At 37.4% G+C, this 16,576-nt stretch carries 13 protein-coding genes and 1 pseudogene; all 14 read right to left on the minus strand.

Going from position 1 to position 16,576, the window contains the following annotated elements; genetic code table 11:
- Positions 1 to 622, minus strand: a pseudogene (gene rfbK / locus ABLV75_RS07570) (O9 family phosphomannomutase RfbK); the annotation flags it as partial.
- A 22-nt stretch (positions 623 to 644) separates the two neighbouring features.
- Positions 645 to 2,060 carry a mannose-1-phosphate guanylyltransferase/mannose-6-phosphate isomerase gene (locus tag ABLV75_RS07575; protein WP_024274448.1) on the minus strand — a complete coding sequence of 472 codons (1,416 nt, stop codon included), beginning with the start codon at positions 2,058 to 2,060 and terminating at the stop codon, positions 645 to 647.
- 213 nt (positions 2,061 to 2,273) lie between these two features.
- On the minus strand, positions 2,274 to 3,680 hold the full coding sequence (gene gndA, locus ABLV75_RS07580; protein WP_023321280.1) for an NADP-dependent phosphogluconate dehydrogenase: 1,407 nt from the start codon (positions 3,678 to 3,680) through the stop codon (positions 2,274 to 2,276).
- Between the two features lie 139 nt (positions 3,681 to 3,819).
- Positions 3,820 to 4,788: a polysaccharide pyruvyl transferase family protein gene (locus tag ABLV75_RS07585; protein WP_348854914.1), complete on the minus strand. Its 969-nt coding sequence runs from the start codon at positions 4,786 to 4,788 to the stop codon at positions 3,820 to 3,822.
- Between the two features lie 16 nt (positions 4,789 to 4,804).
- Entirely contained in the window at positions 4,805 to 6,235 is a 1,431-nt protein-coding gene (locus ABLV75_RS07590) for an oligosaccharide flippase family protein (protein WP_325911979.1), read from the minus strand.
- Positions 6,236 to 6,335: 100 nt separating this feature from the next.
- Positions 6,336 to 7,160, minus strand: a complete 825-nt coding sequence (locus ABLV75_RS07595) for a glycosyltransferase family 25 protein (protein WP_325911978.1) — start codon at positions 7,158 to 7,160, stop codon at positions 6,336 to 6,338.
- 60 nt (positions 7,161 to 7,220) lie between these two features.
- Positions 7,221 to 7,922, minus strand: a complete 702-nt coding sequence (locus ABLV75_RS07600) for a glycosyltransferase (protein ID WP_224227064.1) — start codon at positions 7,920 to 7,922, stop codon at positions 7,221 to 7,223.
- A gap of 122 nt (positions 7,923 to 8,044) precedes the next feature.
- The gene (locus ABLV75_RS07605; protein ID WP_224227065.1) at positions 8,045 to 8,974 is read right to left on the minus strand and encodes a glycosyltransferase family 2 protein; all 930 of its coding nucleotides are present in this window, start codon (positions 8,972 to 8,974) and stop codon (positions 8,045 to 8,047) included.
- Between the two features lie 61 nt (positions 8,975 to 9,035).
- A complete protein-coding gene (wbaP, locus tag ABLV75_RS07610; RefSeq protein WP_224227066.1) occupies positions 9,036 to 10,466 on the minus strand; it encodes an undecaprenyl-phosphate galactose phosphotransferase WbaP in 1,431 nt (476 codons plus the stop codon).
- A 139-nt stretch (positions 10,467 to 10,605) separates the two neighbouring features.
- Positions 10,606 to 11,757 (minus strand): glycosyltransferase family 4 protein, encoded by a 1,152-nt coding sequence (locus ABLV75_RS07615; RefSeq protein WP_224227067.1) that lies wholly within the window; start codon positions 11,755 to 11,757, stop codon positions 10,606 to 10,608.
- Positions 11,758 to 11,846: 89 nt separating this feature from the next.
- A complete protein-coding gene (locus tag ABLV75_RS07620) occupies positions 11,847 to 12,989 on the minus strand; it encodes a glycosyltransferase family 4 protein (RefSeq protein ID WP_348854915.1) in 1,143 nt (380 codons plus the stop codon).
- Positions 12,990 to 13,035: 46 nt separating this feature from the next.
- A complete protein-coding gene (locus ABLV75_RS07625) occupies positions 13,036 to 14,229 on the minus strand; it encodes a cellulase family glycosylhydrolase (protein ID WP_348854916.1) in 1,194 nt (397 codons plus the stop codon).
- A gap of 22 nt (positions 14,230 to 14,251) precedes the next feature.
- Positions 14,252 to 15,238, minus strand: coding sequence for a glycosyltransferase family 1 protein (locus tag ABLV75_RS07630; RefSeq protein WP_348854917.1), 987 nt, complete (start codon positions 15,236 to 15,238; stop codon positions 14,252 to 14,254).
- On the minus strand, positions 15,225 to 16,445 hold the full coding sequence (locus ABLV75_RS07635; RefSeq protein WP_348854918.1) for a hypothetical protein: 1,221 nt from the start codon (positions 16,443 to 16,445) through the stop codon (positions 15,225 to 15,227). Before ABLV75_RS07635 ends, ABLV75_RS07630 begins: the two co-directional genes overlap by 14 nt.
- Positions 16,446 to 16,576: the final 131 nt, after the last annotated feature.

Raw genomic sequence — 16,576 nt, forward strand, 5'->3', positions numbered from 1 at the left:
GATGCACCTTGATAAAGGTCACCGGCACGCCTGCCGCCACAAAACGTTTCTCCACCTCATCAATCACGTGACCGGCTGCGCCGTTGCCGGAGTTCACCACCAGCTTCAGCGGACGGGTGAAGCTGGCCAGGTTCACGTAGCCCATCAGGTGGTCCACGTACTCCTGCAGCACCGATATCTGACGCAGGGTGCCGCGACGGGACGCGTCCACCGGCGCAAACTGGTTCTCTTCCGCCAGGCGCTGGATATCGCGCAGCCCGGTGTCACCGCTGATGGGCTTCGCGTTTTCACGCACCAGCTTCATGCCGTTGTAGTTCATCGGGTTATGGCTGGCCGTCACTTCTATCCCGCCGTCCACGCCCAGGTGGAAGGTGGCGAAGTAAATCTCTTCGGTCCCGCTCAGACCAATATCCAGCACGTCCGTTCCCGCATCCATCAGGCCTCTGGCCAGCGCCAGCTTCAGCGACTCGCTGGTCAGACGCACATCGCCACCCACCACGATCGTTTTCGGCTTCAGAAATTCACCGTAGGCGCGTCCGATACGGTAGGCGATATCTTCGTTTAATTCTTCGCCCAGTTCACCGCGGATATCGTAAGCTTTAAAACAATTTAATTTTGCCATCTATTTAATCCTTAAATACAAATTAGCAACGACCATACTGGTCTTTAATACGGATAATGTCGTCTTCGCCCAGGTAGGAGCCGGACTGGATCTCCAGCACTTCCAGCGGGATACGTCCCGGATTCTCGAGGCAGTGCTCGGCACCAATGGGAATAAAGGTCGACTGATTTTCAGTCAGCAGGAACTGTTTGCCGTTGACCGTTATCTGCCCCGTCCCGGCGAGGATCACCCAGTGCTCGGCGCGGTGGTGGTGCATCTGCATGGAGAACGCCCCGCCCGGCTTGACGGTGATACGGTTAACGTTGAAGCGCGGCGTCTGGACCACCACATCGCTGCGGCCCCACGGACGGTAGATTTCGCGGTGTCGTTTGTATTCGCTGCGCTGGTTGGCCTTCAGGTACTCCACGACCTTTTTCACGTCCTGGGCGCGGTTTTTATTCATCACCAGCACCGCATCCTTGGTGCTGACGATCACCAGGTCCTCAACGCCGATAGCCGCCACCAGCTTTTCGTCGCTGTTGATGTAGCAGTTCTGGCTGTTGTGCACCCAGGCATCGCCGGTCAGTACGTTGCCCAGCTCATCTTTCGGGCTGACGTCCCACAGGGCTGACCATGAGCCGACGTCGCTCCAGTCTGCGTCCAGCCCTACCACCACCGCATCGGCGGTCTTTTCCATCACCGCATAGTCAACGGATTCGTCGGGACAGGTGCTGAACACCTCATGCGGGATGCTGATAAAGTCGCTGCCGCTGTCGGCGGCGCGGACCGCAGCCGTGCAGACTTCGAGAATATCCGGGCGGAATTTTGCCAGTTCGGAGAGATACTTTTTCGCCCGGAACATGAACATGCCGCTGTTCCAGTAATATTCTCCGGAGGCCAGATAGGCCTGCGCACGCTCCAGGTCCGGCTTCTCGACAAAGCGGGCGACCTGATAAGGCGTATGCTCCCCTTCCCCCAGCGCATCACCGCGCTGGATATAGCCGTAGCCGGTTTCGGGGGTGTTCGGAACGATACCGAAGGTGACCAGATGGTCAGCCTGCGCATACTGCTCCGCGACGCGAATGGCGTCGTGGAAGACCTGCTGATTATTGATGATATGGTCCGCTGCCAGGACAAGCATCAGCGGGTCATCGCCATTCTGCGTGGCCTGCAGCGCCGCGAGGGCGATGGCCGGAGCCGTGTTGCGGCCCACCGGCTCAAGGATGATATTTTTTGACAGTTTACCGAGCTGCCTCAGCTGTTCAGCCACCAGAAAGCGGTGCTCTTCATTGCAGATAACCATAGGCTCATGGGTATCCAGACCGGAGAGACGCGAGATGGTTTCCTGCAACATGGAGTTCTGCCCGTACAGTCGGAGAAACTGTTTTGGATAGAGTTCACGGGACATCGGCCACAGGCGGCTACCGGTGCCACCCGCCATAATCACAGGAAGTAACATGATAAAATCCTTAATAAAATGAAATATTAAATATGACGTTATGGAAGTAATGACTTCTTCTTTTGCAAATTTTGACAAAATTGCAAAAGAAGAAAGATTAAAAAAATTTCGGAGGGAATATAAATCTTATATTTTCTAATAAAAACTGAAATTAGATTCCGTGTTATCCCGTTAAAAAACAACCTGGCTCTTGCCAGGCTGTTTTATCACGAATTAATCAAGCCATTCAGTATGGAATACACCTTCTTTATCGGTACGCTTATATGTGTGCGCGCCGAAATAGTCACGCTGCGCCTGAATCAGGTTAGCGGGCAGAACAGCGGAACGATAGCTATCGTAGTAGGCAATAGCCGCAGAGAAGGTTGGAACCGGAATACCATTCTGCACTGCATATGCAACCACATCGCGCAGCGCTTGTTGATAATCATCGGCGATCTGCTTGAAGTAAGGCGCCAACAGCAGGTTGGCAATACCCGCATTCTGCTCATAGGCATCAGTGATCTTTTGCAGGAACTGAGCACGGATGATGCAGCCTGCACGGAAGATTTTTGCAATCTCGCCGTAGTTCAGATCCCAGTGGTATTCATCAGACGCAGCACGGAGCTGGGAGAAACCTTGAGCGTAAGAGACGATTTTGCCCAGATAGAGAGCGCGACGAACTTTCTCAATGAACTCTGCTTTATCACCAGCAGTCTTCGCTTGCGGCCCGGTAAGAACCTTAGAAGCAGCAACACGCTGGTCTTTCAGGGAGGAGATATAGCGAGCAAAGACTGACTCAGTGATAAGCGATAGCGGTTCGCCCAGATCCAGAGAACTCTGGCTGGTCCATTTACCGGTACCTTTGTTTGCTGCTTCATCAAGGATCACGTCAACCAGGTATTTACCCTCTTCATCCTTTTTGGTGAAGATGTCTTTGGTGATGTCAATCAGATAGCTGCTCAGCTCACCTTCATTCCACTCAGTGAAAGTTTGCGCAAGCTCTTCATTAGAAAGCGCCAGGCCACCTTTCAGTAAAGCGTAGGCTTCAGCGATCAGCTGCATATCGCCGTATTCGATACCGTTGTGAACCATTTTGACATAATGACCAGCACCATCCGCACCGATATAGGTTACGCACGGCTCACCGTCTTCTGCAACTGCGGCAATCTGCTTGAGAATTGGCGCAACCAGTTCATAAGCTTCTTTCTGACCACCAGGCATGATAGAAGGACCTTTAAGCGCGCCCTCTTCACCGCCGGACACACCGGTACCAATGAAGTTAAAGCCTTCTGCAGAAAGTTCGCGATTACGACGAATAGTATCCTGGAAGAAGGTGTTACCACCATCAATGATGATGTCACCCTTATCCAGGTAAGGCTTCAGAGAGTCGATGGCACTGTCAGTGCCTGCACCCGCCTTCACCATTAACAGGATACGGCGCGGAGTCTCGAGTGATTCAACAAACTCTTGCACTGTATAATGTGGGACCAGCTTCTTGCCGGGATTCTCGGCAATCACTTCTTCGGTCTTTTCACGGGAGCGGTTGAAAACGGAGACGGTATAACCACGGCTCTCGATGTTGAGCGCAAGGTTACGCCCCATCACTGCCATACCGACAACCCCGATCTGTTGCTTGGACATTACATACTCCTGTCAGGTGTGGTCACTGCGACTGTTCGCAGCTTAAATGTGATGATTATGTTAGCGCAAAGGAAGTATGACGCATAGAGCATTTCATAAGAATATGTAAGCGTACTAGACGTAAATTATAGAGAAAATTTTACTCTTCGTTTTTAAGCAATAAACAACTCAATTCGGTTGCTTTAGTCCATTCGTTAAAATAACCACTATTTTTTCCGTAAGAGTTATCAATAATTTTACTTTTGCGATTTACCAAACATGATAGAATGTGCCCATGCATTCGCGATGTAATTATAGTATTATATTTTGAGAAATAACGCGCACTCCGATTAACGACACGGGAAGAATGTTTATCCCATAAAAAATAAACAATATTTTTCAAAAAATTAGAATTGCACTTATAAGCAAAGCGAGAGATTTTTTTTAGTAAAGCTTCATATCGAAACTCATTTAACTTAATGAAATTTTCCCAATCCACGCTTTGAATATTGCTATTGTTCGCAAAAGATAATTGTAGATCGTTTTTTTCTTTATCTACACGGAGAAAATATAAAGGCTCTTTTATAGTTGGATTGGAAACTGGGAGATTGCCATATAATTGATGTGCCATATCGGGCATTAAATAAACCTTATCACTGAATTTCTGAAAAAGTTCGTAGGTCTTGGAATCTCTAGCAAATAGGATCACATCAGAATGCCCTCTAAATACATTTATGTCGTGATTCAATTTTATTGCATCTGAAAAATGAGCAGTTTGAGGAAAGATGATAATTCTATTATTTTTAAAGTTATTAATTAAACTTAAACGTAAGTTTTGATGAACATTATATAGATCACCAAAATTGCCGCCTCCATGACATATCAATGTAGTTTCAGAATTGATATTTTTCTTCAATTCATCAACACTATAATCAATAACAGATCTATAGAACTTTACGTGTATATCATTATCTTCAAAAAATTGCTGTGTACCTTGAAAAATTAATAAATCACCAACATTATGATGTAATGGATAGTCTAAGAAAACAACATTATTTTTATCTTTAATGTGCTTAACTATAGATGACAAATTATTTTTTAATATTAACATTTGTTTATTGAGCAACATCTAAAACTCCAAGGAATTAACGAAGAATTATTTTCTTAGTTTTAATTAAAAAAGCCATGGTAAAAGAATACGTAATTACACCCAATGCAATTTCTAAAGTTATCGAAATAATATTCGACAGGACGAACCTCTCTGATAATATCCTAAATGCTACCATTACGAATATCATTATGGCCGTAACAACAAAAGGTAAAATAATTGGCCGCAATTGTTCAAACGCGTTTATATGTAGTATTTTGTTTACAAGATAAATCCCAAGAGGAATTGTAATCAACACTCTCATGGAAGACCATGCAAGCATAGTCTCGTATAGTGAAAACTTTGCAGTAACTAAAGCTGCCGCAATAGCCACAAATGCTGAAGTAAATGATAAAAAGAGAAATCTCCTTGACTCTCCCACGGCCTTCATAAGTTGACTTACAAATATCCTTGAAAACATTATTGCATTCATAATGGCGATAATTTGGATTATTGGTATCGCCTCAACCCATTGTGTACCTAACACAACAGGAATCCAGTATTGGCAAGTAAAAGCCAAACCTACAAAAGCAGGCATTGATACTATATTAAATAACTTCGTAGCATTGAAAAAGAAACTTGCAAGTTTTTGACGGTCATCTTGAACTGACGAAAAAACGGGAAGCGCCATTCGACCAATAACAGTATTAAGGATATTTAGTACTGCATCCGTAAGTCTAGTTGAAATATTATAAATACCTAATTGAGTAGTGCCATGAAAATTTAATATAAGCAAACTAAAAACCCGTGTGAGAACGGTCCAAAGTAAGTTTTCCAACATTACAAAAAGACCAAATCTACAAAGTTCAATAAACTGTCTGAAATTAAAGTAGTAACCTCTTGGTATAATATTTCGGGATTGATAGAAAATCAAAATGAACGCTATTAAATATTGAAAAAGGTTTGCAAAAACAATGCTCCATAATCCATAGCCATATAGGGCCATAGGGATAGCAATAATAAAAAAAACAACTCGCGAAATTAGATTTCGCTTTGTTAAAACACTTACATCAAGATTTTTTAATAATAGCCCTGTTGGTAATATAACTAACAATTGAAGAGCAGCACCAATTCCTTCAAAAACCAATACTAAACCTACAACTTTACTCGAGCCGAAAAAATACAAATAGAAAGCGATAGATAAGCAAATGCATAGTACAATGAGCGCACTTGCACATGATCCCCAAAACACTGTTAATTGATGATTAATAGATAGATTTTTCTTTTGGATAACAGCCTCAGATAAACCCAAACTAAATATCAAAACAAGTAGTGCTGCAATTATTTGAGCTGCAGCAATTTGGCCATAATCTTCTGGCTTTAATATCCTGGCTAAAAATACAATTGATATTACACTTAAACCAGCAGAACTTATGGCTTCAAATGCAGACCAAAGTGCTGCACTCCTAATTTTATGTTTACTTATCAATTATCAAACCTTATATGATTAATAAACGGCTATAGCTTTTAAAGAATAAATTTCGAAATCTGACTCATTGCAATCCTATATTTTATAATTGCAAAGGTGATCAGAAGCGATACTTAGATAACGCAACTAAATAGTTACGAACATTCCAAAAAGCCATTGTTAAATGCTTTTTAATTTGAGTTGTATATTTATTCTTTAGAAGAAGCTTGATTTTTTTTAAAAATGAAATCTCTACATCAATTTTAGCATCGCTATATTTAACAATCCTTTCTTTTTCAATCCAACTATCACTTAAATCTAAAGGGTGGTGAATAAATGAAGCCAAAAAGATATCGTCAATAACACCTTTTCTTTTAAAATAAGCCCATTCATCAGCCAAGTAAAAAGACTCTTGAAATTCTGAAATCATTTTCTGTGCTGTCGTTCTATGTAACATGTAGCAACATGTTCTAAAAACATATTGTTCACCGGCCACAATTCGATAAAACTTTTGCTGGCCAATATATCTGTTACCTGATATCGCACGAACAACTTTGTGGCGATTGTTCAAACCATCTTGGCCGCCTAAAATATATAGAGTTCCAGGTTTAAGGCTGGAGTAATCCAACGACTGAATAAAATTTTTGAATTCTTTATCAATTATAGCATCATCTTCAAGTATACATATCCATTCATCAGATGATTGCAAAAAACTTTTATAGACATTTATATGACTGAACGTACAACCAATTTCACCGTCAGTTGGTTTCTTATCCTTACGCTTTAAAAATGACTCCAGAGGAAGACTTTCCTTTATTTCCTTAGGGATCTCTTTGCCATAGATAGCATCAGAAAAAGTAAACTCCAAGTCATTCGCAATGAAATCTTTTTCTATTTTGAAACGACGCTCTTTATCAAACGGCAAAGATATTACTTTAATTCTCATTTGACCCTCGTAAAATAAAACCAAGTAAACTGACTCAGAATTTTACTTATTAACCTAAATTTACTTATCCCTGGCCTCAAAAAAACTTTCAACGATATTTATAGCTTTATCATTGTTTGATAGCTGTTTTCCTAAGTAGCCAAAAATTTTATTCCTAACCTTAAGATACAGTTTCCCTAATAAAGCCCCAGAATACATTGTATTATTCGTCTGATTTAAAGCATTATTAGTATGTTCAATTTCTTGAACAAAACTTAATAAACCAGGATCACAATATACCTGAGAGTTTGACAACTCAATTATCTTGCTAATCCAAATATCATCAGTTCTAGGAATTAGATCACGAAAATCATCTAGCTCGAGAAACTCATCTTTTATATGTCTCCTCATTAAAATACAACCACCAACCCCAGTAACAATGAAGTTAGTAGCAAATAGTTTCTGCTCGGCACAAACATGGAACATGTTATAACTTTGTCTCTTACCGAAAAAGTTAAATACCTTAACTCTGACACGAGAAGCTACAACATATTTCCGTTCAAACTTTTCGAATGTCTGAACCAGACCTTCGAACCAAGTATTAGCATATATAACATCATCATCGACATAAACAATTACATCTTCATCAGTAGACGAACGTAATGCAGGGATAACCTTTCGATAAGGACCATTATTATCCACATAATGAACTCGAATAATATCATGAATATTATTAAGTTCATTAACCCAATTCGGTAATGACGAAATTCCTTTATCAGCCATGAACGGCTCATGAGAGATCCAAAGATTAATTCTTTCAGGTAATAAACTTTGATGTAAGAGGGACCATAAAGTAGCTGAACATAAATCTAATCGACTATGAGTTGTAGTTAGGTTAACGCTTATCATAAGATTCTCTGCATTTTTTTCTTGAGAAGAGCAATGATTAATCTAGTTAAATCCACTTTATATTCCCATAGTTTTCTATACGCCTTCGGCGTTACAAACCAAACACGTATAACTTTAAAGTTTTCAAAACAAAGGAACAAAAAAGAGTATAAAGACCACTCCAGATACATTTGAATAGAACGGCTATTAAATTTTCCGTGCATATCTAAAGTTGCTTCTTCAAAAGCATTAAATCGCTCTGCTATATATTCTAAATTTTTCTTCGAGTTAGTAAGAGAGCCAACCGTTCTTTTTTGGAAATACAAAACATCTTTTATAACGCATATTTTCTCAGCCCCGCCGACCAGTCTCAATGTAAATAGATGGTCCTCATGCGCAGCACGCTGTGTAAAAATAGCCTGAGAATGAATTGCTAATTCTCGGCGAAATACATATGTCCACACTGCTGAAGACCAATTTTCGGACGTAAACATATCGATTAGAAAAGCATCACGGTCCAAGTAATCAATATCATTAAGAAATGATAGTTTGGGGGCTATTTTCTCATAAGGGGGGGTTGATGATATTATTTCAGAACTGTAATACACCATATCTGGCTTATTAACTATAGCTGAAAATATTTTTTTTATGAAATCAGGACTAATAATATCATCAGCATCAAGAAAAAAAACATATTCGCCAGTAGCTTTTTCTAAGCCTCGTTGCCGGGCCTTTGCAGCACCAGAATTAGCGAAATCATATAAGAAGAAATTATTGAGTTTATGTAATTCAATCTTTTCTCTAATAACATTTGAAGTTCTGTCTATTGAGCCATCGTTAATGAAAACAACTTCAATATTTCGATGGTTTTGTGATACTAGTGAATTAATAATATTTACTATATTACTCTCGCAATTATAGCAAGGTATAACAATTGATAAATCCATTAGATTTCTCAAAAATAAATTAATAAAAATTTTTAAGTAACATTAGAAAAAAATTGCATTTTTAATAGGCACCATCTTTACGCAAGACAACACCTATAGTCTTAAACAAAATTGCTATATCGTTCCACATAGACCAGTTTTTAACATACCAAGCGTCGAGATAAACTCTAGTCTCGTAATCGACATCGCTACGACCACTTACTTGCCAAAGCCCCGTCATACCAGGTTTGCTTAGTAAATAATAGTCAACTTCATCAGAATAACGTTCCAGTTCAGCTGTAATAATAGGTCGTGGCCCAACCAAACTCATTTCACCTTTGAGTACATTAAAAAGTTGCGGTAGCTCATCTAAGCTAGTTTTACGCAAAAATTTTCCTATCTTTGTAATTCTCGGGTCGTCTTTTAATTTAAAAGTTGCCTCCCATTCCGCCTTAGCAATAGGATCAGAATTTAATAATTCTTCAAGTACTTCTTTAGAATTTACGACCATAGACCGGAACTTAAGACATTTGAATGGGTTACCGCCTTTTCCAATACGCTCGTGCCCATATATAGCAGGACCATTATCTTTTTTTACTTTCAATGCGATATAAATAAGCAGTGGTGAGCTAATAGCGATAATTGAGAGAGATCCAACAATATCAAATAATCTCTTTATAATTCTTGAAGACATTTTTGCAAGATTTTGATGTACCCTAAAAATCATGACTTCGTGGCTAAAAATAAATGACATGTCGGTGCTATCTAATGGCATACCACGTAACGTTGGTATTACTGAAACGTATCGATAGCCATTAATCATAAATACTCTAAGCCAATCATTTCGTAAATTACCTTCGTTAGATTCTAGCGCAACAATAAATTGCGTCCTCTTATCAAATTTCTGTACGAGTTCACTTGGTGTAACTTCTTCTATTGGAATTCCATTAATCGTTCTTTTAGAATCTAGTTTTGTTTCATTTGAAATAAAGCTTACTACATTAAAGCCCAAGTTAGTTTCACTATTAATGGCTTTACATGCTTCTGCGGCATTGACACCATCGCCGATTATGATTGTGTCACGTTTCCAAAGCCCCATGATATCTAGGAATTTTTTGGTCAACATTCTTAAGGAGGGAACCAATATAAGTACCATTATCCATGTCAGGCACCATACGTAACGGGAAAAATACCAATTAGCAAAAGACATTACTGCAATTTCAATTACTGCAAAGATCACTAATGTCCTAAGAATTTCTTTTAATTCAAACCAGAAAGTTTTACGGTAGAAATAATGACGTAATCTAATAGAATACCAACCAACACAACATATGGCCATACAGATATGGAAGGTGATCCAATCGTCTATATGACCGTTCTGAACTAAACTCCCTCCATTAAGAAGGAAAGTCTTAACAAAAGAAATAGCTATATAAATAGATACAGTAAATCCAATAAAATCAGATAATGCTAATAAAATGCTTGTCCAAAAATTTCTTGCTAGACGAGTCATATATCCTCACCAAACATAAACTCATACAATGAAGAGTATCCGCGCCTCAGATTAGAGGTATAACGAAATAACCTATGTATGTCTTAATTAGTATATTCTGTTAACGATAACTTTGCGATATCGGATTATTTCATTATGATTAATAAACGATCTTCTTATCATTTTGAAATTCATTCCATTTGCTTTCTATAAAAGCTGAGATTTCATTTTGAAACCGTTCAACAGAAAACCGCAACGCATTATCGCGACAATTATTAGGAATAAAAGCCTGAATATTTGATTCAAACACAGATATGGCATCAATTAAAGATTTAACTTCTTGTTTCTCGAAGAAAATCCCCGTAGGTTTATCTACACCATAAGGACGGACTGTTTCCAGAGATCCTCCCTTGCCGAAGGCTATTACAGGAGTTCCACAGGCTTGAGCCTCCACTGGGGTGATACCGAAATCTTCTTCTGCAGCAAAAACAAATGCTTTAGCTTTTTGCATATGCTCTTGCATAACTTTATTTGATTGATAGCCTAAAATTTTCACATTGGACGTGGCCTTTGATTTAATTTTATCCATTTCTGAGCCATCACCTATAACTATAAGCTGTTTCTCGGGCATCAAACTAAAAGCTTCAACAATAAGATCCATTCGTTTGTAGGGCACCATCCGGGAAGCAGTGAAATAGTAATCTTCTTTATCTTCACATAGTGAAAATCGATTAACATCAACTGGAGGATATATTACTGTAGAATTGCGACCATATACTTTTTTGATCCGTCTTGCTATAAAATGTGAGTTTGCAATAAAATGATCGACGCCATTAGCTGTCCGATAATCCCAAATTCGAATTTTATGTAAAAGCCATTTAGCTAGTAGCCCTTTCAATCCTTTATTTAAGCCTGCTTCTTTAAGATATTGATGCTGTAGATCCCACGCATAACGTATCGGTGAGTGCACATAGCAGATATGAAGCTGATCAGGCCCAGTAATAACTCCTTTGGAGACTGCATGGCAGCTTGAAAGAACAATATTATGTTTAGACACATCGAGTTGTTCAATGGCTAAAGGCATTAATGGTAAATATTTGTGGTATTTTGACTTTGCGGCAGGTAGTTTCTGGATAAAACTTGTGATTGCACTTTTTCCCTTGAAAAGAGACCGATCTTTACTAGATAAGAAATCAACAATCGAATATAAATCAGATTCAGGATAAACCTCAATAAACTCTTTGATTACTTTTTCTGATCCAGCATAAGTTACAAGCCAATCAGCAACAATCCCAACATTCATATCATGCATAGTATATCCTTCATCAAACTGATGATATTTTAAATAATGATAAGGTGGTGTGTAGCGACCTTTAGTTAAATATAAAACTAAGATTATTATTATTTATAATATGATCTATATTGTTCGGCAATGTACTTAGATTTAAATATATCAGCGTGACTAATTGCGTCTACAGGTTCTTTAATTCGAGATAATCCCTTTTCGAATCCTTCGAGTAAATTATCAGAGATAATAATGTTATCCATTATTTTAGAAAGTTCAGGCAGCGCACCAGATTTGGTTGTAATAACTACTTTGTTAGCCAAAGCGCATTCAACGACAGTCCTCCCAAACGGCTCATTCCATTTTATCGGAAGCACAACTAAATCAATAGCGTTTATAAATTCCTCAAGTATCATATAACCTTTAACTATAACCCCAGCTGAATTAGCAACGCTCGAAAGATTTTTTTCAGTTCCGTTATTTAAAAATCGTCCTGCGGCAATAAATTCATAATCCAAATTACTTTTATATTTCTCAGCTAACCTACAGTACTCATCGAATCCTTTTTCATATGTCAAACGCCCTAAAAAACCAATCCTGATTTTATTGTGTGAATATGTCTCACTTTTAATCGTATCAACTGCATTGTATATTACACCAGATTTTGCATTAGCAAAAAAACCATTTTTTTTATGTAATTCACATATAAAATTGCTAATTCCAATATATGTGTCTACGCGATGACTAATACTTTTTTTAATATATGACCAGAACGCAACCTCGAGACAATTTGTATTCATATTTTTATCATTTTTAAAAAGAGTACTATTAGGATGAAATAAATAATAATCTCGTGAAGTATGAACTAATTTAATGTTGAATTTTTTAACAGCATTCCACACACATACTGAGAAACCTGAAAGGTTATTTGTATGCACTACATCAGGTGCAAAATTACGAATTTCATTGATCACTTCTCGGCGCATGAATATATTGTAAATATCTAACACATGCCACAATAATTTCTTAAACGAAGATTTTTTTTGATCTGAATACGGCCAATAAACATTTCTTATCGGAAGGCTTATAACATTCACACCGTTGATAAACCTTTCCTCTCTTATTTTATTTTCACTTAATGTAATTACACAAACCTTTTCCCCTTGGCGTACTAATTCCTCGGCGAGCAACTGTACAGAAATTTCCGCGCCTCCTACCCTATAAGGGTAATAAAGGGCATTAAATATCATAATCTTCATTCTTCATCCTTAAATTAGTTAACAGCTTACAAATTAACCGATATTTTCAATGGCTGTAATTACTAATATTTGACAGGAATAGTTTATTATCAAGTGAAATAGTTTTTATACTTTTACCACAAACCAATTGTGCATGATTATAGTTTTTTATATCTTGAATCAAACACTGTTCTATTAAGGGTTTATTTTTCAGAAAGTACGTTGCGGCACTTTTTTCTTGAAATTCGTTCGTAAAAAAACCAAATCGATGCTCTTTATTTCTATCATCATTTCCATCGTCTTTCAGGTCATACCACCATATACCTTTAATATAATCTCGAGACTTTGCCATCAAAGTATATTTCAAAGCAAAAAGAGCCGCTATATCTTCAGTTACACCCCATCTACCCTTATAGGTAGGCACACCTATCTCCGTGATATATAATGGAATAACTTTTCCGTACCGTTCAATTAGTTTATTTTCGAAGGAATCAATCATAGCTAGATTTCCTTCAGCACTTTCTTTAACAACCGATCCTGTATTATAAGTATACGGATGAAGAGAAAGTCCATCAATGTAATCCATGAGCCCTCGATCCAACAAATCAATAATCCATTTTCTATCAGTTTCATTATTCGGATTAAATGAACCTGTGACTATTATTGCACTTGGATCAATTTTCCTTATAGCTTGAGAGGTTTCTTTAACAAGTTTAAAATATACATCGTCTGATGGTCTATATTTTTGAAGTCTTGGCTGAATACCAGTTCCTAAAAGCCATTCATTCCATATTTCATAATATTTGACCTTCCCTTTATATCTTTTTGCAACCCATGCTGCATATTGTGCAAAATGACTAATATCTGTATCGCTTTGTGGATATCCTCCCCCTGTATATTTGATATGCCCATAGTCTAGTATGAGCATAGAGGATATATTTCCATAATTTTGTGCAATACTGAACAGATCATCATTTTTTTTTCTATATTTTGGGATCGAGAATGTACCATCCCCGTTATCTACATTAGTCCAAGGTAATTCATCTCTTATGGAGGTAAAGCCATATTTTTTTGCTAGTTCAATATAATACTTACTATTTTCTGGGTAATAAGAAATATGAGTTCCTATTCCTATTTCAAATTGCTGGGCATAAGATATATTGATAGACAAACCAATCGCGAGAACCATAAAAAGCGCAATTTTCTTTATTATCTCAAAGATAATAAGCAATGAAGTTCTACCATGCATTTTATCGTTCATGCAATCTCCGTTACTGATGGTTTTATGGAAGAGTATTTAAAGAAGTTTCTATTTTTGCGATAGTTTTTTTCCACGTATATATTTTCGCTCTTTCTAATCCTTTTTTACTTAGAATAGCCCGTAACTCATTATTAAAATATAATTCTTCTATAGCTTTTGTAATACTTTGTTGATCTAATGGATCAACCAAGTAAGCGGCATTTCCAGCAACTTCACCTAAAGATGTGTTTTTAGAAGTGATAACTGGTGTTCCACATGCCATAGATTCAATTACTGGCAATCCAAACCCCTCGTATAGTGAAGGGAAAAGCAAAAATTCTGCACCTTTATAATATTCTGCAAGTTTTATGTTGGATAATCGCCCTGAAAAAATAACTTTATCTTCTATATTATGAGATTTTGCTAATTCAATAAGTTTATCAGAGGGGTCGCCGCTAAATACAATTTTGACCTCTTTATCTATTTGAGCTTGGATAAATCCCAAAAGAGCTCTTTCTTCATTTTTATGCTCTTTCCTGTTTCCAACAACAAAAATATATTTATATCCCGGAGAGTGCAAGTTGCAGTTTTGTGAGAATTCATCAGAAACCCCGTTGCCTACTACAATTATTTTCTCCGGATTAACACCAGACCATTCAATGATTCTTTTTTTTGAAAACTCAGAAACAGTAAAAATAAGGGCGCAGTGCTGACATGCTCTTTTTAATACCATTTCATAATAGACTCTTTTTAAAAAAGAAGAGTTGTATGATAAATCAATATGATTCAAATCATGAATAGTAATTATACATCTCTTTAAAAAGAAATATGGTGCATTATACCCCGGTGAAAAAAAGTAATTACGCTCCTTCAAAAGGAAGCCTGTCAATTTTAAGACATCAAATTTACCGGCAGGGTTTCCATTCAATGGCAAATCAACGAAATTAACGCTAGCTTTACGAATTTCATTTGCGAAGCGCCCAATACCATGTTCACCGCACCATCTAGAATCAAAATTAATTTTTTTCATTTAGAGCATCTATCCGTTGCATATGTTCGGTTTCTGTCGAACTATAAACTGAGACTAAATAAGAATAAATGAATATCAGTGGATATAAATAAAAGCCAATTAAACCTGCACTAGATATCACAAATAAGGATGCTATATAGAAAGAATGGCAGTAATAGGTCTTTACTTTAAAAGATTTAGGTAACTTCCCTAAAAATAATAATAGCGAGAATACAAAAAGAGCAAGACCAAACAAACCACAAAAACCATAGAACGCATAATATGTACTTTCAACTAAATACGCTTCATTGCCACCTTTACCAAAGAGTACATATAGAAAGTAACTTTCCATATCTTTTAATAGAATAGCAATTTGTGTTTGTCTTAAATCTATAGAGCTTGTATCCGCACCGAATATGAAACCATTAATTTTGTCGACAAATAAAATACCAAAGCGTCCCATGTACATCCATAGAGAATCATAGACAAGATATCCAATATAAATTGCTATAGCTCCTAAAAAGACAGGAATTGTTTTATATGTACCTTTTAACGACAGCATCATTAATCCACCCAATCCGGCCAACATTATGTAACCCGTTGCAGTGTTTTGCATGATGAGCACTACGATGAAAATGATGTTATAAATCGTTTTTTGCTTTTTGTTTCTAATAAAGAAAATCGTAAATATAATTGCAACGATTATTACGAAACTGTCCATGGTTGGATAGCCAATAGACAACCGACCAGCCCAGTTTCTGGAACTTAAATTAGCCGACAAACCAGTTAAAATGAAAAAAAGAGTAATAAGGCAATACATTATTGTGAAGTTAGCATAGCGTTTAGGAATTTTATAATATATATCAGGATACAAGAGACTTAAAAAATATAAAGAATTTATTAGACAGTAAAGCGCTAATAGTTTAATCCATACACTCCAACCGCCGAACCCTAACCCAGCTCTTATAATTGTAGTATCAGCATATTTAGTAGTGGCGAAACTAACAAATAATAAGAATAATAAAAAAATGTTAAACCCAATTATTATTCCTTTGCTTATTTTTATTTTTTTCCTTATTACTAACATAAGCAGCAATGAAAAAAGAGCAATTGCAGCTAACTCTTTAATATATGAGATTGGATTGTCAGGAAAAAAGGTATCCCTCAAGCCATCTAAAGTTGCAAATAGTAAAACTAATGTCACTAGAAAATGAATAATTTTTTTCATAATTAAACTTATTTATATAGATGTTTGTTTTATTAGGTAACCTTTCTATCGTTTTATTAATTTTTTCCCAAATTTCTCTTATGTCACACATATTGAATAAAGGGGCAATACTGCCCCTTATTTTTTAGAGA

Origin of the sequence: Klebsiella sp. CN_Kp066, assembly GCF_040065135.1 — a bacterium.
Taxonomy (GTDB): domain Bacteria; phylum Pseudomonadota; class Gammaproteobacteria; order Enterobacterales; family Enterobacteriaceae; genus Klebsiella; species Klebsiella oxytoca.